General features: G+C 39.4%; 19 protein-coding genes. 11 read left to right on the top strand and 8 right to left on the bottom strand.

Annotated elements, in window-relative coordinates; genetic code table 11:
• Positions 1–14: 14 nt before the first annotated feature.
• The 4 genes from caiB (at position 15) to caiE (ending at position 4,353) form a co-directional block, all read left to right on the top strand.
• Entirely contained in the window at positions 15–1,235 is a 1,221-nt protein-coding gene (gene caiB, locus AACV00_RS00700) for an L-carnitine CoA-transferase (protein ID WP_004245794.1), read from the top strand.
• A 77-nt stretch (positions 1,236–1,312) separates the two neighbouring features.
• Positions 1,313–2,869, top strand: a complete 1,557-nt coding sequence (caiC, locus tag AACV00_RS00695) for a crotonobetaine/carnitine-CoA ligase (RefSeq protein WP_036905017.1) — start codon at positions 1,313–1,315, stop codon at positions 2,867–2,869.
• A gap of 65 nt (positions 2,870–2,934) precedes the next feature.
• On the top strand, positions 2,935–3,720 hold the full coding sequence (caiD, locus tag AACV00_RS00690) for a crotonobetainyl-CoA hydratase (RefSeq protein ID WP_012368456.1): 786 nt from the start codon (positions 2,935–2,937) through the stop codon (positions 3,718–3,720).
• A 39-nt stretch (positions 3,721–3,759) separates the two neighbouring features.
• Positions 3,760–4,353 carry a carnitine operon protein CaiE gene (caiE, locus tag AACV00_RS00685; RefSeq protein ID WP_017827367.1) on the top strand — a complete coding sequence of 198 codons (594 nt, stop codon included), beginning with the start codon at positions 3,760–3,762 and terminating at the stop codon, positions 4,351–4,353.
• A 63-nt stretch (positions 4,354–4,416) separates the two neighbouring features.
• On the opposite strand, the gene caiF is transcribed toward caiE, so the two are convergent.
• From caiF to AACV00_RS00665, 4 genes are all read right to left on the bottom strand, one after another.
• Entirely contained in the window at positions 4,417–4,809 is a 393-nt protein-coding gene (caiF, locus tag AACV00_RS00680; RefSeq protein ID WP_004250151.1) for a carnitine metabolism transcriptional regulator CaiF, read from the bottom strand.
• Between the two features lie 718 nt (positions 4,810–5,527).
• Positions 5,528–6,190, bottom strand: coding sequence for a fructose-6-phosphate aldolase (gene fsa / locus AACV00_RS00675; protein WP_004245799.1), 663 nt, complete (start codon positions 6,188–6,190; stop codon positions 5,528–5,530).
• Positions 6,191–6,452: 262 nt separating this feature from the next.
• Complete coding sequence (locus AACV00_RS00670; protein ID WP_017628514.1) at positions 6,453–7,064, bottom strand: lytic polysaccharide monooxygenase; 612 nt, start codon at positions 7,062–7,064, stop codon at positions 6,453–6,455.
• 328 nt (positions 7,065–7,392) lie between these two features.
• Positions 7,393–7,854, bottom strand: coding sequence for a regulatory protein RecX (locus tag AACV00_RS00665; protein ID WP_036919119.1), 462 nt, complete (start codon positions 7,852–7,854; stop codon positions 7,393–7,395).
• Between the two features lie 357 nt (positions 7,855–8,211).
• Between AACV00_RS00665 and AACV00_RS00660 the strand changes: the two genes are divergently transcribed.
• From AACV00_RS00660 to AACV00_RS00630, 7 genes are all read left to right on the top strand, one after another.
• Positions 8,212–9,198: a hypothetical protein gene (locus AACV00_RS00660; protein ID WP_004245802.1), complete on the top strand. Its 987-nt coding sequence runs from the start codon at positions 8,212–8,214 to the stop codon at positions 9,196–9,198.
• A complete protein-coding gene (locus AACV00_RS00655) occupies positions 9,198–10,340 on the top strand; it encodes a BamA/TamA family outer membrane protein (protein WP_104459567.1) in 1,143 nt (380 codons plus the stop codon). Before AACV00_RS00660 ends, AACV00_RS00655 begins: the two co-directional genes overlap by 1 nt.
• Positions 10,340–11,491 carry a DUF4056 domain-containing protein gene (locus AACV00_RS00650; protein ID WP_049257447.1) on the top strand — a complete coding sequence of 384 codons (1,152 nt, stop codon included), beginning with the start codon at positions 10,340–10,342 and terminating at the stop codon, positions 11,489–11,491. The genes AACV00_RS00655 and AACV00_RS00650 overlap by 1 nt, the downstream gene beginning before the upstream one ends.
• A gap of 275 nt (positions 11,492–11,766) precedes the next feature.
• Positions 11,767–12,561, top strand: a complete 795-nt coding sequence (locus AACV00_RS00645) for a protein bax (protein ID WP_004250146.1) — start codon at positions 11,767–11,769, stop codon at positions 12,559–12,561.
• Between the two features lie 164 nt (positions 12,562–12,725).
• A complete protein-coding gene (locus tag AACV00_RS00640; RefSeq protein WP_041701310.1) occupies positions 12,726–14,144 on the top strand; it encodes an MBOAT family O-acyltransferase in 1,419 nt (472 codons plus the stop codon).
• A complete protein-coding gene (locus AACV00_RS00635) occupies positions 14,131–15,324 on the top strand; it encodes an SGNH/GDSL hydrolase family protein (protein WP_036907344.1) in 1,194 nt (397 codons plus the stop codon). The genes AACV00_RS00640 and AACV00_RS00635 overlap by 14 nt, the downstream gene beginning before the upstream one ends.
• Positions 15,299–16,531, top strand: a complete 1,233-nt coding sequence (locus tag AACV00_RS00630) for an SGNH/GDSL hydrolase family protein (protein ID WP_104459566.1) — start codon at positions 15,299–15,301, stop codon at positions 16,529–16,531. The genes AACV00_RS00635 and AACV00_RS00630 overlap by 26 nt, the downstream gene beginning before the upstream one ends.
• Before the next feature lie 66 nt (positions 16,532–16,597).
• Here AACV00_RS00630 and AACV00_RS00625 read toward each other — a convergent pair whose 3' ends face one another.
• The 4 genes from AACV00_RS00625 to gntR form a co-directional block, all read right to left on the bottom strand.
• On the bottom strand, positions 16,598–17,524 hold the full coding sequence (locus AACV00_RS00625; RefSeq protein WP_004249221.1) for a methyl-accepting chemotaxis protein: 927 nt from the start codon (positions 17,522–17,524) through the stop codon (positions 16,598–16,600).
• 151 nt (positions 17,525–17,675) lie between these two features.
• Positions 17,676–19,013, bottom strand: coding sequence for a gluconate transporter (gene gntU / locus AACV00_RS00620; RefSeq protein WP_004245814.1), 1,338 nt, complete (start codon positions 19,011–19,013; stop codon positions 17,676–17,678).
• Positions 19,010–19,564 (bottom strand): gluconokinase, encoded by a 555-nt coding sequence (gene gntK / locus AACV00_RS00615; protein ID WP_004250142.1) that lies wholly within the window; start codon positions 19,562–19,564, stop codon positions 19,010–19,012. The genes gntU and gntK overlap by 4 nt, the downstream gene beginning before the upstream one ends.
• Before the next feature lie 307 nt (positions 19,565–19,871).
• On the bottom strand, positions 19,872–20,867 hold the full coding sequence (gntR, locus tag AACV00_RS00610) for a gluconate operon transcriptional repressor GntR (RefSeq protein ID WP_004250141.1): 996 nt from the start codon (positions 20,865–20,867) through the stop codon (positions 19,872–19,874).
• Positions 20,868–21,028: the final 161 nt, after the last annotated feature.

Raw genomic sequence — 21,028 nt, 5'->3', positions numbered from 1 at the left:
GACGAGGTGACATTATGACAGAACATTTACCCATGCCACAATTTGGGCCACTAGCTGGAGTTCGTGTGGTGTTTTCAGGTATTGAGATTGCCGGGCCATTTGCAGGACAGATGTTTGCAGAGTGGGGTGCAGAGGTCATTTGGATTGAAAACGTTGCATGGGCGGATACCATTCGTGTTCAACCCCATTATCCACAGCTTTCCCGTCGCAATCTACATGCGTTATCGTTAAATATTTTCAAAGACGAAGGCCGTGATGCTTTCCTAAAATTAATGGAAACCACGGATATTTTTATCGAAGCCAGCAAAGGTCCTGCCTTTGCCCGTCGCGGTATTACCGATGAGGTTTTATGGGAGCATAACCCTAAATTGGTTATCGCGCACTTATCCGGCTTTGGTCAATATGGCGATCCGCAATATACCAACCTTCCAGCCTACAACACTATTGCTCAAGCATTTAGTGGCTATCTCATTCAAAACGGCGATAAAGACCAACCTATGCCCGCTTTTCCTTATACCGCTGACTATTTCTCTGGTATGACGGCAACCACCTCAGCATTAGCGGCACTGTACAAAGTGCAACAAACAGGCAAAGGGGAAAGTATTGATATTGCAATGTATGAAGTGATGTTGCGAATGGGGCAATACTTCATGATGGACTATTTTAATGGCGGAGAAATCTGTCCACGAATGACCAAAGGCAAAGATCCATACTATGCCGGCTGTGGCTTATACCGTTGCCAAGATGGTTATATCGTGATGGAAGTGGTCGGCATCACTCAAATTGAAGAAATTTTTAAAGATATTGGTCTTGCTCATCTATTAGGTACTCCTGAAGTCCCCAAAGGGACACAACTGATCCACCGTATTAATTGCCCTCATGGTCAACTCTTTGAAGATAAATTAGATGAATGGCTAGCCAACCAGCCGATTACCGCCGTACTAAAACGCCTATCTGAACTCAATATTGCCAGTGCAAAAGTGTTAACCATTCCTGAATTAGAAGGCAATCCACAATACGTGGCTCGAGAGTCAATTACTCAATGGAAAACGATGAGTGGTGAAACCTGTAAGGGACCAAATATCATGCCGAAATTCAAAAATAATCCAGGAAAAATCTGGCGTGGTATGCCTGCTCACGGCATGGATACCAATGCGATTTTGAAAAATATCGGTTATAGCGACGAACAAATTAGGGAGCTAGTCGATAAAGGGCTAGCTAAAATCGTAGAGTAAATACCGTTAGACTCAGGTACAAGTGGCACTATCCCACAATACCTGAGCTTACGGCAAAAGCATGGGATAACAGTTTAATGGATGTGATTGGCAGACAACACTTACGGCAAATGTGGGATGATTTAGCTGAAGTTTATGATAAAAAAACAGCGCTAATTTTTGAATCTGCACAAGGGAAAGTCAGACAATTTAGCTACAGTGAATTAAATGAAGAGATCAACAGAGCCGCAAATCTTTTTCATGCCTGTGGTATAAAAAAAGGCGACCATGTTGCCTTACATCTTGATAACTGCCCAGAATTTTTCTTTTGCTGGTTTGGACTGGCAAAAATTGGCGCTGTTATGGTGCCCATTAATGCCCGCTTTATGTATGAAGAGAGTGCTTGGATCATTAACCATTGCCAAGCACACTTTGTGGTAACAAGTGATAATTTCTCTCCAATTTACCAACCGATGTTGCACGATAAGCACTCTCCTTTAACGCAACTGTTTTTAATAACAGAAAACGGTCTCCCTACTGAAAAAGGGGTTGTTGATTTTTTAAGTGAAAAAGCCAAGCATCCCGTTACGCTTAATCATCACACCCCATTAAGTGTGGATGACACGGCTGAAATCCTTTTTACCTCAGGAACTACTTCACAACCCAAAGGAGTAGTTATTACGCATTATAATTTACGTTTTGCTGGCTACTACTCATCATGGCAGAACGCCTTACGGGAAGATGATATCTATCTTACCGTCATGCCTGCTTTTCATATCGATTGTCAGTGTACTGCATCACTTCCTGCTTTTTCTGTCGGTGCCACATTTGTACTACTGGAAAAATACAGTGCAAGAGCCTTCTGGAAGCAAATTCTCAAATACCAAGCAACGGTAACAGAATGCATACCCATGATGATGCGCACCTTAATGGCACAACCAGTCTCACCAGATGAAAAGCAACATAAACTGCGCGAAGTGATGTTTTACCTCAATCTTGCAGATGAGGAGAAAGATGCCTTTATTGAACGCTTTAATGTGCGATTACTCACCTCTTACGGCATGACAGAAACCATTGTTGGCTTAATCGGTGACAGACCTGGCGATAAACGCCGCTGGCCATCTATTGGTAGACCGGGATTTTGTTATCAAGCGCAAATTCGCGACAAACAAAATCAGCAAGTTCCTAACGGTGTAGTCGGTGAGATCTGCGTCAAAGGTGAACCGGGAAAAACCTTATTTAAAGAGTATTACAATCGCCCCGATGCAACAGAAAAAGCGCTAGAGCCTGATGGTTGGTTACACACGGGTGACTATGGTTATCGAGATGACGAAGGCTTTTTCTATTTTGTTGATCGCAGTTGCAACATGATCAAACGCGGTGGTGAAAACGTCTCTTGTATTGAAATTGAAAATATCATCGCATCACATCCTAAAATCCAAGATGTAGCAGTAATTGGTGTACCTGATGATATTCGCGATGAAGCCATTAAAGCCTTTGTGGTACTGGTTGACGGTGAAACGTTAAGTGAAGAAGCCTTTTTCGCCTTTTGTGAACAGAATATGGCGAAATTTAAAGTGCCTTCCGCCGTTGAGTTTAAACAGGGGTTACCACGTAATTGCTCAGGCAAAGTGATCAAAAAGCATTTGAAATAGGCCATAAGTGGGTTTTCGTGACAGTTAATTATAACTGCTTATTTTTATTGAAAAAGGAATATGACATGAGCCAATCATTACATCTAACAACACGTGGTTCAGTGCTTGAAATTATATTAGATAGACCGAAAGCCAATGCAATTGATGCCAAAACCAGTCATGAAATGGGTGAGGTATTTATGCGTTTTCGTGATGATCCTAGTTTACGCGTTGCCATTATTACAGGTGCTGGTGAACGATTCTTTTGTGCCGGCTGGGATTTGAAAGCCGCAGCTGAAGGAGAAGCCCCTGATGCAGACTTTGGTGCTGGTGGCTTTGCGGGCTTAACGGAATTATTTGATCTTAATAAACCTGTCATTGCTGCCATTAACGGCTATGCTTTTGGGGGTGGCTTTGAATTAGCACTGGCAGCCGACATGATAATTTGTTCAGACAATGCTTCTTTTGCCTTGCCAGAAGCACAATTAGGTATTGTTCCTGACAGTGGCGGTGTTTTACGTTTACCTAAACGCTTACCTCCTGCAATTGTCAATGAAATGCTCATGACTGGCCGTCGTATGAATGCACAAGAGGCGCTACGCTGGGGCATTGCTAACCGCGTTGTCAGTGCGACTGAACTGATGGATAGCGCCCGTGAATTAGCCGATCAAATCGCCAACAGTGCGCCACTTGCAGTCGCTGCATTAAAAGAGATCTACCGTGCCACTAGCGAGCTTTCGATTGAAGAAGGCTACAAATTAATGCGCAGTGGTGTTCTAAAATATTACCCACGTGTTTTACATTCAGAAGATGCACTCGAAGGCCCGCTAGCCTTTGCCGAAAAACGCTCACCTGAATGGAAAGGACGATAATTATCACTTGAATTGATAATACAACTAAGAGGAAAACTGATGAGTATCTATGCATTTGAAGGTGTTATTCCTGTTGTTCATCCAACAGCTTACATTCACCCATCAGCAGTACTAATTGGCGATGTCATTATTGGTGCTGGTGTTTATATTGGCCCTTTGGCTTCATTACGGGGTGATTATGGCCGTTTAATTGTTGAAGCAGGTGCAAATCTTCAAGATGGCTGTGTTATGCATGGTTATACGGATATGGATACCATTGTGCAAGAAAATGGTCATATTGGTCATGGTGCTATTCTTCACAGTTGTATTATCGGTCGTGATAGCCTAGTCGGCATGAATAGCGTGATTATGGATGGTGCGATCATTGGTGAGGAAAGTATTGTTGCCGCCATGAGCTTTGTGAAAGCGGGCTTTCAAGGGCAGGCGCGACAAATGTTAATGGGAAGCCCAGCAAAACATGTACGTGATATTAGCGACCAAGATATGCAGTGGAAACGTATGAACACTCGTGAATATCAAGATCTCACTGTTCGTTGTCGTCAAAGCTTAGTAGAAACGACACCATTAACAGCCCCTGAAGCTAATCGTCCTCGTTTAAGGGGCACGACAGAGGTAAAACCCAAAGGTCAATAAACCAACAGCGACAGGCACAACAAACGCCTGTCGTATTGCTTTATTTTAACACTCGGCTATCAATTAACGCCGTTGTGATTTTGACAACATCCATTGCCATTTTTGTTGGTGATTCAGCCCATGAGGGATCATAGCTGCTAATTTCTCTGGGGCGCTTAAACGACTTTTACTTTGCGTATGACCTTTTAAACGAGAATAAAGAGCAGGATCAATATGACTGACTTTGATCATCCGTTGGCATTGGCACCCTCTTCCTTCCAATTGATTAGGAACGCTTTTGGTTTCACACTCAATCTCTTTTACATCAGAAAGAATATAAGAAACGATATTAATCGCATTACATTGGGGGATATCAAAATTTTTAGCGATCTCTTTCGCACTCACCCAGCGTTGTTGCTCTTGAACCCAGTCTGCAATTAACAAATAGAGTGGTTTATTTATGTCTTCTTCACACATATTTACTCCAACAATATTACAAATCAAAGTTTATTTATCTCTAAATAAAGATAATAACTATATGTTAATTTTATTTAACCGCGGAGTATCGGCTTTCCCTGTTAATTCATTCAGTTAGTTATTTAAAAATAAATAATATTTTGTATATCATTAACAACCAAACTCTTTAATTAACACATTAATTACAATTTATTTTGTTGTTATTAAATATAAAATAACACTAATAAAAATAAATAAAATCAACTTACTGAGTTTACAGTAAGAACGGACAAAAAGAATAAAAGAACATGATAAAAGTGTTTATAAACAACAAAATAGCATAAAAATATTATATTATTAATCCATTAAAATGCTAAGGTTATAGTAATAGATTTATTTTTAGATTACCACAAAGGCAACTTATTGTTAGATATAAATCAATAATTGATTAAATTACACCTTATCCGCGTATACGATAATTTAGCAGAGAATAATCTTACTTTAAAAACACAAGTCGATATAATAAATTATTATTGCGCAATTTAATCAGATAATATTTCTACAATATAGTACAATGCTCAGCATTCTATTCTTTTTAAATAGTCTAATTCATCAGTAGAGTTTTTATTTAATATAGACAGAAAAATTGAATAAGAATAATATTTATTTTACCTATGATTATTATTTTATTGGCGCCATTAACATTAAATAGCGCCAAATAACAAACACAATAAAATCATTACAATGATTGGCGATTAAAGGCTAATGACCAATCATCAGTAAATTTATTAATCGCATCATCGACTACGGGTGAACGGATAATAGAGTAGGCAAGCTCTATCGGAAGTGTTACTGCCGAAGCGCCAGACAACAGACAATCAACCACTTGGCGTGGTGTTTTAAAACTAGCTGCCAGTATTTTAGTGGGTAAATTATGCATGGAAATCAGCGTTTGCAACTCTCTTACTACTCTCACACCATCAGAGCCTTGTCTATCCATACGATGCACATAAGGAGCGATATAATCAGCCCCTGCTAACGCCGCCATCAACCCTTGAGACACACTGTAAATAGCAGTCCCCAATACCAACATATTTTTTTGCTTTAATTGTTTAATAGCAACCAAGCCAGCTTCAGTGACGGGAATTTTAATCACAGTATTATCGGCAATATTACCAATGCGCAATGCTTCTTCAATCATGGTATCGATATCACGGGCAATTACCTGCGCAAATACCCGCCCCTTACCGCCCATAGCGGCTTTTAATTCAGGTAATAGCGTTTCAATGGGCTGCGCTGATTGAGCAATAATAGAAGGATTGGTAGTGACACCAGCAATAGGAAGCACTTGTGAAAGTTTTCTCACTTCTTCAATATCTGCGGTATCTAAATAGATTTCCATAATCGCGCCTCAATGATGTTGGTTTTAAGCTAAATAATTATAGGTATAGATTAGAAAGTAGCATTGTGAGCGAAGAATTTCTAGTAGAACAGATGAAAATAGCGCCATTTTCACGGCGCTAACAATTAAACAAAAAATAACCGTTATATTTATTTAATCCTTATCATTAATATAATTTTTTGCTATTAAGTATAGCCTCGATCTTAATAGTATTAAGATTAATAGCATGACTAAAATAATTATTTAAATAAAATATAGCGAGTTATTTTTTAAATTCAGCATCAATAACTTGATAAAAAGCATTACCCGTATCAGCAATATCCCAAACACCTAAAATAATTTGATAACCAGAACGTTCTGGTATATTACAATTTAATGTTACGGTTTCTGTGGGTATTTTCCCATTATCATTTCGTTGGCAAAAAGGTGTTAAATCAAAATCAGCACGGGTCAATGGTTTATTAACATCCCACCCTGGTTTTGTAATAAAGAAGCGCCATGATTCAGTGCTATGTTTTGCAGTTAATGTCCACTTAAAAGTATTTTCGCCACTTTTCATTGCCACTTTATGCCAGCGATCTGCACTTTGTGCATTTAAAGCAGAAAAAGTTGCCTTTCCACCACTGGCAATTTCACCATCTGCAGGACCACCTTTAGGGAATCCTTTATCCCCTTCAATGGATTGCGGTTCATACTGTATCGGACCACAATTTTTATTTAAATTCCCCCCTTTGGATGAACAAAGAAAAGCTCTGCTGGGTGGACTATCAATATAGCCATGCTTTAATGTCACCTCAGCTGATGCTGTTGAAATAATACCTGCAGATGATAATAATAATGTTGCAGTAAATAGCATAAGTTTATTTTTCTTCATAATAAATCCTCAATAATAATTGAATCTTTTAAAATATAATGATTATGTCAATCACATTAGATATTAGTCAAAAATAGATAATTAAATATATATTTATTAAAATCTGTGAGCAATATCGTCATTTAATTTAATATTAAAAGGAGACTAAAACAGTCATTTAATATTTATTAGATGATGATTAACTATTGAAATAATAAAAATATAAACAAGAGTATATAAAATAAGTTTATTATTAAAGAATAGTTTTAAATTAACATTTCACTTAAATTAACTATTCTTTATAAAAATTAGTTTGATGATAAATATGCCATGGCACTTCGTTAATCAATTAAAATAACGCATTGATATAATCAGAAGTAAACCCTCGATATTGGAGATAGCGAATTTGTTTGGCTCTCTCTTTAAAATCTTTGGGTTTACCTGTGCCAAATTTTTTCTCTTTAAGATCTTGGCAAAGTGCATACCAATCAGTTTCTGTTTCTTCTAGTACCCGTGCAATAATTTCACTGGGAAAGCCTTTTTGCTGTAACTCTTGGCGAATACGCAGCGGGCCATAAGATTTACTTAAATAACGACGAAAAAAAGCATATACCGTGCGATTATCATCCAGATATTGGCCTTCTAATAATCGCTCGATCACTTGCTCTAAGCATCTTTCATCGGTTGTGCTCTGTTTAGCTTTATCGACTTCGTTGATCCTACGTGCTAAACGGCGTTTCAGCTCAGTGGTGCCATAATCACGACGCGACAACATAAATATAGCGTATTGGTATAATTCATCATAAGTCATCGCAACTCCTTAATGTTATTGCACCCCAGTTTGGTATCCTACATATCTTATCGCAGTTACTTATCAATGCGACCAATTAATCGGAACTTATCAATAGCTGTACAAAAATAGTACAATCACGCTTGGTAAACCCCGTTATTTATCACCATAAAATCATCTGCTTTTATTAAGAATAACTGAAGATAAAGATGATTATTAGTTAAAAACACTTAGATAATACCGTGATAATACATATTGCTAAGCATTTTTATCTGCAATTAGCACTTATAGCTGGTGACCATATATAAGAAAAAGACTAAAATTTCGCGCTACTCTTTTACTTACTATTTGGTTATTTTTTATTTTTGTGGGTTATATATGAACTTTTCTCATTTTAATAAGGTAATGTTTGCTGCCTCTCTTCTTGCTACTGGCTTTTCTTATGCGGATAGCGATCGCCCTCTGCTCTCTTTAAGTGTAAGCCAATCCGGCGGCACTGCGTTAAATAGCGAAGGTTCGTTAGATACCCGTACTCCTGCAAGCCAATCTCGCGTATTACCTATCTGGGGTGATGAAGCTCGCGCCCGAGGTTATGATTTACCAGAGCCATTTGGTGCAAGCTATAGCTATATGAATCTACGTCAAGATATTGTTGTGGATAAAATTGGGTTTATTATGCCGAAAAATCCAGAAACAGCGAATGCTCTAAAAATAGAAGCAGGACATACTCGTGAAAAAAGTGAAACCCATATGCTAAAACTCGATAGCTGGGTTTTCCCTTTTATGAATGTGTATGGTTTATATGGGCGAACTAAAGGTAAATCAAAAACAACACTTAAAGGTGGTAGTTTTGGTGGTTTTCCATTAAATTTTATAGAAGGTATGCCTTTTAACCTCGATTTTAAAGGTGATACTTATGGCGCAGGTTTTACTTTAGCCGGTGGCTATAATCAATTTTTTGGTACTTTTGACTTAAACTACACCAAAACTAATCTTGATATTCTCGATGGGGATATTAAAGCCTTAGTCATTTCACCTCGTGTTGGCTATGAATTTGTTTTTCAACCTTTAATCGCCGGCCAAGGTAATACCAAGCTACAAGTGTGGACAGGTGCCATGTATCAAGATATTACCCAACGGTTTAAAGGTAATATCAATAATTTAAATCTTCCCCCAGCGTTTGCTGGCATGATCGCCTTAATGAACGATCCTGATATGAAATTCGACGTTGAACAACATCTTGCTCATAAATGGAACCAAACGGTAGGGGCTCGTTTAGAAGTCACCCGTAACTTTAATGTGATCACCGAAGTGGGCTTTAATAATCGTAATAGTTTCTTTGTTTCTGGTGAGTTCCGTTTTTAATGGTTAAAACATCTTTTATTTATGGGCTGGCCTTTGCCAGCCTATTTATTTCACACACAGCGAATGCCCAACTCTTTCCTGATAGACAACAAATCGACCAATGGTTAAATCAACTAGGAGGGAGCAATAATTTTGATCGCAGTAAAACCATCGACTGGGGCGTTTTACCCGGGCCTTTCTATACCCCTGAATTAGAGTTGGGGCTTGGGATCGCCGTTGTTGGGCTTTATCAAGCAGATAGTCGTCCCGACAGTAAAATTTCATCACTGTCATTAAGTGGCTTTGGTTCATCAACCGGGGCTTTTGGTATGACTTTTAGTAACTATACTTACCTTGCTGATGATACATGGCGCTTTTACCTTACTGGGGCATTAAATAATGTGCCGACCAACTTTTGGGGACAAGGCTATCATGAAGGACGAGTTAAAAAGAACTTTGCACAATATCGTTCACAAGAGCTACATTTAACGCCGACATTGCTACGTCAAATTACCAAAAACACCTATATTGGCTTAGGTTGGGATTACGCTAACTTACAAGCAGCAGCACCTGATGATGAGTTTAAAGCCTATATGAGCAAACGTCATTTGCCATTACGCTCTACCAGTTCAGGATTAAGTGTGCGCTTTACCTACGACAGTCGCGATTTTTTGCCTAACGCTCGCCAAGGCCAAGCCTTTGATATTAGCTATACTCATTATTCATCGGATACCGGTAGTAATAACCGTTTTAATGCAACTCAAATGCAGTACAACTATTATTATCCATTAACCAAAGATGCGGTACTCGCCTTTGATAGCTATGCTCGCTTTACCTCAGGAGATGTACCATGGACGCAACTGTCTAAATTAAGTAACGGCCATCAGATGCGTGGCTATTATGAAGGGCGTTATCAAGATAATCATGTTTTTTCTAGTCAGATAGAGTATCGGCAAAAACTTAGTTGGCGTCATGGTATTGCATTATGGGCCGGAGGTGGCACATTGAGTAATCAAGCACGTGATCTCGGTAAAGGACATTGGCTACCCAGTGTTGGTATTGGTTATCGTTTTGAATTTAAACCACGCATGAATGTACGCCTCGATTTTGGTGTCGGTAAAGAGAGCACCGGATTTTATTTCCAAGTGGGTGAGGCATTTTGATGTTAACGCGTTTGGCTATTTTTAATATCATCTTCATATTGATCATTTCAGGATGCACTACCTCATCTGTGTCTGAAACCATTGCCGCTCATCTGGAAAGTGAAACTCAAGAAGAAGCCTCACAAGTTTGGCAAACGCCCCCCGCACTTGATGCACCTAATGGATTAAGGCCTTGCTGTGCTTTTGGCTATAATTTAAAAGTCAAAGCATGGGGAATACCTATTCCTTTTTATCGTATCGATAATATTGTTGAAGCTTCTACTTTAGGTGATCATCGCTATAACGATAACTTTTGGCTGGGAACTGCCGCAGTATTAGGCATAGGCAGTGAAAAGTCGGGCATAGTCTATTCACATAAAGGGGGCTTTCTTGATATCGCCCATATTCGTGATACCGCAGATTATACTTATTATCTCTTTAGCCATATCTATCCCAAATTAGGCCAAGAGTGGACGCTAACACTCAGTGACGAATTAGCACAGCGTAAAATTCACTTTAACCGCTTTACTCCTCCTAGTAGTGATCGACAACGTTATACCTTAAGTGCTTATCTTGCCGCGCGTTTAGCTTATCGCCTTGCCGTATGGCATGAGATTGCACAGTGGTACGGTTATCGCTCTGTAGCGGGATTTTCAGAAGGGATCTCCGCATTCTCACCAGAAGATCTCTACTCTAACCTAATGGGGGCGCGCTTATCACTTACCCTGATCCTCAATGGTGATGCTACAAACCTTGAGCACTATAACCAATCAATGCAGCGTATTATTCCCTCAGCACTCGCTCAACTAGAGGCGCAACCTCGTCAGGCCACCCAGCAGTGGTTTGATTTAATTGATGGTCAATGGTGGAATAGCCAAGAGCGGGTACCCGATAAATTTTTAGTATTAAAGCGTGATTATCATCTTGCTGACAAACGCTATCCGGTATTGCCTTTTGGGGAGACAACTCCACCTCATTACCTGACATTACCCGATGTTTACGCAGGCTATTCTTTAAAACAATTAGCAGAATTTCAGCTTTGGCCTACTAAACAGATGGCAAATTTACCCGTCCCTAAAACTTATTGGAAAGAAGCGGATTTTGCTGATTTAGCAGAAAAAGCTCGCCAAATTGATCAAAAAACTCGACCAAAAACAACAAAAAATGACTAAACATTGAACAAAAATGACATATTAAAAACGCTAATTTATGATAAATTTGAGTTAAATAGCATTAATTTATATAAGAATAACTGAATAATAATCAAAAATCACATTTTTTGTTAAAAGAAAAAAGCGATTATAAAACGAGGCGTTCCAGTAAATAAGATACATTTTATTAACAATGCACTCGTAGTTATCCTAATGTAAGGCGATATTTTGTAGCTATAGAAAAAGTAATTTGCTAGTATTCGTTCGATTTTTATCCAGTTAAACGAGGAGAAGCAATGCCCTCTCAATTGATGAGGACAAGTGCCGTCTTCGCTTTCTTGATTTCACTACTCTTTACTGGTGTGAGTTTTGCCTCTACCAGTACCGGCAGTTCCCGAATGCTGCAGGCGGATACATTCAAAAGCACGACAACCTCGTTGCCAGATTTGAAAAAATATCCCTCGGGAACTCAGCGTAAGAAAGCGTTTTTAAATGTCATAGTTCCTATTATTGATAACATTAATAATAAGATATTGAGAGATCGTGAGTGGTTAACCGCTCAACGTAAAGCCCAACACTGGGGCAGCGCAGATTTGAAAAAACTGCGTGAAATCTGTCAATACTATGGCGTAACATGTACCAGCCCCAAAAAAGTGAATTGGGATTCGTTACTGGCTCGCGTTGATATTATTCCGACTCATTTTGTCGCAACGCAAGCCGCAACAGAATCAGGTTGGGGAACATCAAAATTGGCACAGCAAAACAATAACTTATTCGGTATGCGATGTGGTAACCGGTCTTGCAATAATGTCCCTGGGAAAACCAAAGGCTATGCAGCCTACCCGGATATTGAAGGCTCAGTGATTGCTTATATGCGTAATCTCAATACGCACCGCGCCTATAATTCACTGCGCTCATCAAGAGCACAGCAAAGAATGACGCAACAGCAACTCGATCCACGCCAGTTAATCACCGACTTGAAAGGCTATTCAGAATTAGGTTCAAGTTACAATGATTATCTGACCGAAATGTTCGACTCAAATAAGAAGCTGATCACGCAAGTTCAGTTACAGTCGAAACGAGAAAGTTAGTCCTAAATAGCTATTCATAGCAAACAAAAGCCACTTTTCATTTATCTGAAAAGTGGCTTTTATTTATCACAAGATAATCTTTTGATTGAAAGCAAGCTAATAATTCATAATATAGGGAGTAACACATTTGGTATGACTGTTAAATCACACCCTTAGAGCCATTTATGAATTTTTTTTCATTCGAGTTTCTCGGAGCCTTTACGAGCTTTTTTATTATCTATTGGCTCTTCCAAAAGCAGGTTAAGATCCAAAATATCTTACTCATCATAGTAAGTTATGCTTTTCTATTCTATGTCGACTACCGTCCTGCTGTTATCTTATTAAGCTATACGCTTTTGATTTACTCATTAGCCAATATACTCACCCGCTATACCTCAACGAAAGTGATTTATTGGTTACTGGGGCTGTTAGTTGCCCTCTATTTTACTGCCTTTAAATATTACTCATTTTTCCAAGAATCATTGACACAACTATTCTCACAGTGGGGATTAAGTGTTGAATTACCAATTATTGAACTACTGGCACCATTAGGGTTATCGTTTTATATCTTCCACTCTGTTAGCTATGTCGTTTCAGTGTGTCGCAAAGAGATCCCTAAAGCCCCTTTTCTTGATGTCGTGCTCTACTTATGCTTTTTCCCAAGCATTGTGGCGGGACCGATTAATCGTGCCAAACAATTTTTACCACAAATTCAAGCACCAACCCGTAAAATTATCGACTATAAAGGGGCTATCATGCTGATTGTATTAGCAATCGCTAAGCTCTTTTGGTTAAGTGGTTGGTTGTCGACAAATTATGTCGATCCTATTTTTAATGCCCCTGATTTAGCCACTAGCGGACAAGTACTGGTGGCGACCTATGCTTATGCATGGCATATCTATTTTAACTTCTCGGGTTATACCAATTTAGTGACAGGTATTGCGCTATTACTGGGTTTTGTTGTCCCTCGTAACTTTAATGCACCTTATTTAGCCATCAATCTTGCTGATTTTTGGCGCCGTTGGCATATAAGTTTATCAACGTTTATTCGCGATTATGTTTATATCCCTTTGGGGGGAAATCGTAAGGGCGTTATTCGACAAAATGTGAATGCCTTTGCCGCGATGGTTATCTCTGGTTTATGGCATGGCGCAGCTATGACGTTTATTATCTGGGGAGCCATTCATGGTATTGGTGTGGTGATATTAAATATCAAACACCGCCTTTTCCCCGCCGCCAAACATGACGCCAATAGCATGCTAGCATCATTAAAAATGTTGTTATCTTGGATAATTACCTTCCATTTTGTGTGCTTTGCGTGGATCTTTTTTCGCAGCCAAACCGTCAATGATGCTTGGATATTAATCCAACAACTCTTTAGTGCAGGTGCTTGGCAGTCGCTACAAGCCGAAGGGCTAACCCTGTTTATGTTCTGGGGGCTGTTCTTACTGTATCCTTGTTTTGTCACTTTAAGGGCAATTATTGCGCGACTTGAGAAAAGAGTGCCTTGGTATGTTTATCCACTACCATTAGCGTTGATCCTTACAATTATATTTATGTTGTCTCCTGATGGGGTTCCGGGATTTATTTATGCCAGCTTTTGATTTCAGTTCAAATTTAAAAAAAACCGTAAAAGTGGCTTTAATGGTGCTCTTCAGCACACTATTTCTTATTTGGCTAAACCAAACATCATTAGAGCGCTTTTGGCAACAACAATACCATCGCCCAGCCCCTTGGTCGGGTTTATCACAATATTATGCTTGGCAAGTGGGAGGTCAGTTGCGAGATGGCGTATTTGTCGCAGTAACAAGCTATAGTGATTATTTGCGAGTTAATCACCCGGATAATCAGGCCAAACCAATAACGCCTCGTCAAGAACAAACCGCCTTTCCAGAAGGATTTGCAGTAGGGCTACATTTTATCAATGGCTATACTCGCCCCGCTTCGCAATTAACACAACAGTTTCCACAACTCCTACAACGTCAATATGCACAAGGTACATTAGCAAATACATCAACTATTGATCTGACAAAAGCCGCTGCTGAAGCCCAAAAACCTATTGTGCAAAAAACAGATGTCATATTATCTCCCAAAGACAAAGTGCTGTTTGCTGGAGATTCAATGATGCAAGGCGTTGCCCCCTTATTAAAACGTCAATTGCAAACAGATTATAATATAAGCAGTATTGATTTGAGCAAACAGAGCACAGGATTAGCCTATCCTAAGTTTTTTAATTGGCCTCAAACTATTGCTAATCGGTTAGCTAGCGATGATTCCATTAAGTTACTGGTTGTTTTTTTAGGGCCTAATGATCCTTGGGACATGCCCCCAGATGGTGGCGGACGTTATTTAAAATTTGCCAGTGAAGCGTGGGGCGCCTTATATCGCGCTCGTATTGCCAGCATTATCGATAATGCACGCCAACATAATGTGAGCGTGATTTGGATTGGCCCTCCGAATATGCGTAAGCAAAAATTATCTCAAGGTATGGCTTATCTAAATCAACTTTACCGGGAAGAAGCAGAAAAAACGGGAGAAATTTACCTTTCTGTCAATGATATGTTTAAATATGAAAAAGATATTTATTCTGATTATATCGGTGATGGTAGCAGCCGCGTGAAACTAAGAGCAGGCGACGGTATTCACTTTAGTTTAAAAGGGCAACAAATCATTGCTCAGCAGGTATTCTCGCGTATCCATCTGCAAAAAGTTGATGATGTGCCAGATGATGTAACAGACAAAAATATGGTCACGCCAAATGAAACAATTAACGCACATCCTTAAACCTCGAACCTTAGTCAGTCGTTCTATTATACTGGCTTTGGTTTCGCTGTTAGTCGCTTGTAACCAAGAGAAAGATAAATCTCTTACGCTATCAACACCTAGCGTGTTACCTGCAGATGGTTCAAGACAACTCTACAACTACCACGATCCCAACTTTGTCGCTTTTGCGCAAAAGTTAAAGCAACGGCGCCAAAGGGTACATATCGTACAGTTGGGTGATTCACATACCGCTGCGGATTTTTTCAGTGGTAAACTACGTGAACGTTTTCAAGCTGATTATGGCAATGGTGGTATAGGTTTTATTCCCCCCACCGCTATTGCGGGTCAACGTATTGCCAATATCCAATATCAAAGCAGTAAAAAAGCGTGGGATTTACTTTCCAGTCGCAAAGAAAGCGATCCTGATTTTCCCTTAGGGGGATTTATCGCTGAGCCAGTCGCGAAATGGTCAGCATTGCAACTAAATGAAAATCCGACAACAGGTCAGCGTTACCAATTACAAGCGTTATATAAGGCGCCTACGGCTTCACAAATCCATTTACAATCCGCTGGCAGTAAAACGCTTTCACTTTCACAGACACAAGGTGAATGGCAATTTTCTAAACCCACAACGATCACCTTCCCAATCAATATTACGATTAGTAAAAACCAACCGATTAAATTAGGCGGTTGGTTAATCAGCAACCAAAAGCCAGGGGTGATGTTATCCGCATTAGGTATTAACGGCGCAACCATTAATATGATGGATAAATGGGGAGCACAGTGGAGTAAAACATTAGGCCAATTACATCCCGATATGGTGATTTTAGCTTATGGCACTAATGAAGCCTTTAATGATACGTTTGATTTAGTGGCTTACCGACAACTGCTTGTTGAAAAAATTCGTCAAATCCGCCAGCAAGCCCCGAATAGTGCCATTTTATTAATTGGTCCGTCGGATTCTATTAAGAATAAAGACGCATCAGATTGTCGCTCTCAGCAACCCCAATGGTTAACCGATATTATTCGTATCCAAAAGGAAGTCGCTCAACAAGAGCGTACATTATTCTGGGATTGGCGCGATTATATGGGAGGAGAGTGCTCAATTAAAGCATGGTCTATTTATGATCTTGCAAGGCCGGATGGTGTCCATCTTTCTCGTGAAGGGTATGAAAGTAGTGCGAATACTCTCTATAGCCAATTATCAGCGCTGATTAATAAAAGTTAGATATTATTATAACGAAAAGGAGCCTCAGCTCCTTTCTCGTTATGTAGACTCTCTGTCATCGCATTATTAATTATGTAAAGCATCAATATATTTAATGACATCAACACTCGCTTGTTCCATTTGCTGAATATACTTCACTACCGCATCCTGATCACCGGCCATATTCGCCGCCAATGCAAGACGCCCACTTTGATGAACCAATTTATGAGGCTCTTCTAAACGACGAAAAGCTTCACTACCGGCAAATTTGCGTCCTTCACCTTGGTAGTACCATTTTCCTAAACGACATTCAGTATGCTGATTAACACAATTTTCATCATCATTATTTAATAAGTGAATATAAATCGCTTCTTTCCATAAAACATGATCTATTTTCACAGTATTAAAAAATTGTTGTATCGACATAAACTGAAAGATATTTTTTAAATCATTGGCTTGTTGAGCAAGCGCAGATAAATTAGCATGACCTTCCGTAACAAGATTTTTTATTTGCTTCAGTTGTTCTTGATTTTTCTGAGTATTTTGTTTTATTGGTGTAAAGCGGGCACTTACATTATTGTTGATAGACGCTATTTCTGAGGCCTGATTTTGGATCTTTTGTGAAAGGCTTTTCATCTCTTGTGCTAATACAGAAAATCCTGCACCTGCATGACCTATATGTCCTGCCTCTATTGCTGAATTAATTGATAATATATTGGCTTGATTTGACAGTTTATCAATATTATTAGCGCTATCTTTTATTTTATTTAGCCATTTAGCAAAATTCTCAATTTCTTCATTACTATGAGTAAAATGCTCATCAATTTCATTAAAAAAGACCACTAATGATTCTGCATTGATAAGCATATCATTAAAGAGATGTTCCATTTCTTCCAGCAATGCTAGCTTTTCTTGTAATTTCTGACTAGATGCCAAAATGGAATCACGAATAAGTGTAATAGTATGAATATTACACTCCGTATGCTGTTTAAACAGTGAATTATAATCACCCATAAAAATATCAGCCTCACCATGTTCACAAAACAATAAGACCTGTAGATTAATCAGTTGTTAACTATTTTCTATCAGATTTAATGGTGATTTATAGCAATGAAAAATGGCGCACCTATTGATGCGCCATTTGTTAAAAAGGAACAGCTCATTTTTATAAAAATGCAAAGAAAATCATTCCAACCACTGCGCCTGTAGTACCTAAAATGGTTTCCATTAATGACCATGTTTTTAAGGTTTGTCCTTCTGTCGCACCAGTAAATTTACCGTATAACCAGAAGCCAGAGTCATTAACATGGCTTAAAATAATAGAGCCACCGGCAATACAAACCGATAACGCCGCCATTTGTGCACCGCTATAACCTAATTCACTGATCACCGGTAACACTAAACCAACCGCAGTTAAACAAGCCACAGTCGCAGAGCCTTGAATAACACGTACAGCACCTGCAAGAATAAAACAAGCCACAGCAATCGGCATACCGGCACCAATTAATGCATTCCCTAATGCTGGCCCCACACCTGAATCCACCAGCACCTGTTTAAATACGCCACCAGCACCCGTGACTAATAAGATGATCCCCGCAGGTTGAATAGCCGCAGAGCATACTTCCATGACTTTTTCTTTGCTCATTCCACGGCGAATAGCCAAGCCATAAATAGCCACTAAACACGCCACAAGGATGGCAATAAAGGGGTGACCAATAAACTCAAGAATATTGAATAGCTGAGAGTCAGGCTCAACAAAACGCGCACCAATGGTTTTACATCCAACCAAGACTAATGGTAATAAGACCAATGCAAGACTGAAGCCAAAAGAAGGCATTTTACTTTGTCCTAAGCTTGGCTCATCAAAATCTTTCGGTAATTCTAAGGTCACATAACGGCTAATAAAGTTACCAAAAATAGGCCCCGCTAATAACATACCTGGAATGGCTGCACATAAACCAATTAAGATCATCCAACCAAAATCAGCATTCATCTGGTCAGCAAGCAACATAGGCGTTGGCCCCGGTAATAAGAAAGCGGCGGCCCCTGCAACACCGGCAAAGAGAGGGATCGCCATTTTAACAACATTACCCCCCGTACGACGGGCAACAGCAAATACCACCCCGATCAGTAAAACCACCGCAACATCGAAAAACAGAGGTAATGCGCAAACTAAACCCGCAATACCCAGTGCATAGTTAGCCCGTTTTTCACCAAAGGATTTAAGTAGCCGTACCGCAATTTGGTCTAATGCCCCCGTTTCATGCAGAATTTTACCAAACATTGCCCCCAAGGCGACCACGATGGAGAGAAAACCCAGTGTTCCCCCCATTCCGTTTTGCATGGTTTGCGTGATTTTTTCTAACGGCATGCCAGAGAAAATACCTGCACCAATAGCAACAATCATTAACGCAATAAAGGCGTGTAAACGCGCATACATTACAAAGAAGAGCAATAATAGGACGGAGCCAACCGCAGTTAGCACCAGTGTTAATGTACTCATACCGCACTCTCCTCAGTAATAGGTTTAGTAACAGATTCTATAGTGTTGATGACATTTTCAATCACGTTATCAAGAGATGGCGAAATATCTATTTCATAAACATCAGGTTCGTTATTCGTTGGCTCTTCTAATGTTTCAAATTGAGTAATCAACATCTGTGGTTTAAAGAAGTGACCTTTACGCTCTTTTAAACGACTTTCAATTAGCGCGTAATCCCCTTTTAAATAGAGGAAATGTAAGCAGTGATTACCTTCTCTTAACATATCGCGATACTGTTTTTTTAATGCGGAACAAACGATTAATGACACTTTATTGGTTCTTTGCATTGCAAAAGCAGCATCATTGAGAGCGTGTAACCAAGGTTTGCGATCTTCATCATTTAAAGCATGACCTGAAGCCATTTTAGTGATGTTTGCACGAGGATGAAGGAAATCGCCATCTAAAAATGCCGCACCGATACGTTGTGCTACACCATTTGCAACCGCTGATTTACCGCTGCCTGATACCCCCATTAAGATAAAGACATGGTGTAGGGATTGGGTATCTTTCATATATTGCTCCTTTAGGCAGTTATTAACTTTTTTGTAATGTTACCCGTAACTGTTACGGGTAACATTACTCGATCCAGAAAGATAAAAACAACCTACAAAACAAACTATGAAATGAAAGTGTGAAGCGTCTCGCAAATAGATTGTGGAAAAACAACAAAGTTACAACAAAATCATAAGTAATTGATAAGTTAACGACTGATTTTTACAAAGCAAAAAAACGTCAGGATATATCACTCTATAATCCCAAATAGGGTCAATAAAAAAACCCTACCAAAGAAAAAAAATAATTTAATAATCAAATGAATAACTAAATACTTTCACCGGTGATGATACGGAATCCCACATCAATCACTTGCCCACGAGCAATTTTACCCTTCATTCTTTTTAGTAATAAATCCGCCGCTTGTTGTCCCATTTCATCACGTGGCGTAAAAATACTGGCTAACCGTGGAGTCATGACTTGTCCCACATCATGACCGTGGAAGCCGGAAATAGCAATTTGCTCAGGTACCGCAATCCCCATACGCTGACATTCGAAAATAGCCCCTATCGCAATATCATCATTGGTGCAATAGAGCCCATCTAAGTCAGGATATTGCTTGCGTGCCTCATGTAAAAGTTCTGTACCTAACGAATAAGAAGAGCTTTTAGGTGTCATCACATGACCTATGGGTAAGCCTGCTTCTTGCATCGCTTGTTCATATCCTTGTAAACGCATTAATGTTCGCTCATCTTGTCTTGCCCCAAGATAGATAATTCGTTTACAACCACGGTGGATCATTTCGCTGACCATTTTTCGCGAGGCTTCAATATTGTCTAACCCTACCGCCGAATCAAAACAAGGTGAAACACTATCCATAATTTCCACCACCGGAATACCCGCCGTTTCCAGCATTTTGACCGTTTTGGGTGTGTGTGTTCTTTCCGCTAAGATCAAGCCATCAATATTATAAGAAAGCAGAGAAATAAGACGCTCTTCTTCTTTTTCTGCTTGATAGCCATAGTGCGCCAACATGGTTTGATAACCATATTTATCCGTCACAGATTCAATACCACGAATAACTTGTGCAAACACTTGGTTAGTAAGAGAAGGCAATAATACGCCAATCGCATGGCTGGTCGCATTCGACAAAATATCAGGTGCACGATTAGGAATATAATTCAGGCTGTCTAATTCACGAGCGATTTTGACTCGTAATGCTTCGGAAACTTGTTCTGGATTACGCAAAAAACGACTAACTGTCATTTTTGTGACACCAACACGGTCGGCAACATCCTGTAATGAGGGGCGTTTTTTTTTCATTTTATATCGTAACTATCCAAAATATCAGTATTAATACGCACTTGAGGTTTATTTAACAAACCTGATTATATCCTTAGGTTATACACTATTTCGAATAAAGTTTATCGGATGTCTTCTTAGATTTAATTTTGAATGCCTCTCCCTTGACTTAAGCCAAAGGA

It is taken from the genome of Proteus sp. G3927, assembly GCF_963894685.1.
In the GTDB taxonomy this organism is placed as follows: domain Bacteria; phylum Pseudomonadota; class Gammaproteobacteria; order Enterobacterales; family Enterobacteriaceae; genus Proteus; species Proteus mirabilis.
The sequence above is the reverse complement of the archived record's forward strand: the minus strand, read 5'-3'. Positions and strand labels throughout refer to the sequence as shown.

What these genes read in the sequence shown, in the direction of transcription:
- AACV00_RS00645 (WP_004250146.1), top strand. Translation starts at nt 11,767, where the DNA reads ATGCCCTCTCAATTGATGAGGACAAGTGCCGTCTTCGCTTTCTTGATT.
- AACV00_RS00640 (WP_041701310.1), top strand. Translation starts at nt 12,726, where the DNA reads ATGAATTTTTTTTCATTCGAGTTTCTCGGAGCCTTTACGAGCTTTTTT.
- caiD (WP_012368456.1), top strand. Translation starts at nt 2,935, where the DNA reads ATGAGCCAATCATTACATCTAACAACACGTGGTTCAGTGCTTGAAATT.
- AACV00_RS00625 (WP_004249221.1), bottom strand. Translation starts at nt 17,524, where the DNA reads ATGGGTGATTATAATTCACTGTTTAAACAGCATACGGAGTGTAATATT.
- AACV00_RS00635 (WP_036907344.1), top strand. Translation starts at nt 14,131, where the DNA reads ATGCCAGCTTTTGATTTCAGTTCAAATTTAAAAAAAACCGTAAAAGTG.
- AACV00_RS00650 (WP_049257447.1), top strand. Translation starts at nt 10,340, where the DNA reads ATGTTAACGCGTTTGGCTATTTTTAATATCATCTTCATATTGATCATT.
- gntR (WP_004250141.1), bottom strand. Translation starts at nt 20,867, where the DNA reads ATGAAAAAAAAACGCCCCTCATTACAGGATGTTGCCGACCGTGTTGGT.
- caiF (WP_004250151.1), bottom strand. Translation starts at nt 4,809, where the DNA reads ATGTGTGAAGAAGACATAAATAAACCACTCTATTTGTTAATTGCAGAC.
- AACV00_RS00665 (WP_036919119.1), bottom strand. Translation starts at nt 7,854, where the DNA reads ATGACTTATGATGAATTATACCAATACGCTATATTTATGTTGTCGCGT.
- AACV00_RS00655 (WP_104459567.1), top strand. Translation starts at nt 9,198, where the DNA reads ATGGTTAAAACATCTTTTATTTATGGGCTGGCCTTTGCCAGCCTATTT.
- AACV00_RS00630 (WP_104459566.1), top strand. Translation starts at nt 15,299, where the DNA reads ATGAAACAATTAACGCACATCCTTAAACCTCGAACCTTAGTCAGTCGT.
- AACV00_RS00670 (WP_017628514.1), bottom strand. Translation starts at nt 7,064, where the DNA reads ATGAAGAAAAATAAACTTATGCTATTTACTGCAACATTATTATTATCA.
- caiB (WP_004245794.1), top strand. Translation starts at nt 15, where the DNA reads ATGACAGAACATTTACCCATGCCACAATTTGGGCCACTAGCTGGAGTT.
- gntK (WP_004250142.1), bottom strand. Translation starts at nt 19,564, where the DNA reads ATGAAAGATACCCAATCCCTACACCATGTCTTTATCTTAATGGGGGTA.
- AACV00_RS00660 (WP_004245802.1), top strand. Translation starts at nt 8,212, where the DNA reads ATGAACTTTTCTCATTTTAATAAGGTAATGTTTGCTGCCTCTCTTCTT.
- gntU (WP_004245814.1), bottom strand. Translation starts at nt 19,013, where the DNA reads ATGAGTACATTAACACTGGTGCTAACTGCGGTTGGCTCCGTCCTATTA.
- caiC (WP_036905017.1), top strand. Translation starts at nt 1,313, where the DNA reads ATGGATGTGATTGGCAGACAACACTTACGGCAAATGTGGGATGATTTA.
- fsa (WP_004245799.1), bottom strand. Translation starts at nt 6,190, where the DNA reads ATGGAAATCTATTTAGATACCGCAGATATTGAAGAAGTGAGAAAACTT.
- caiE (WP_017827367.1), top strand. Translation starts at nt 3,760, where the DNA reads ATGAGTATCTATGCATTTGAAGGTGTTATTCCTGTTGTTCATCCAACA.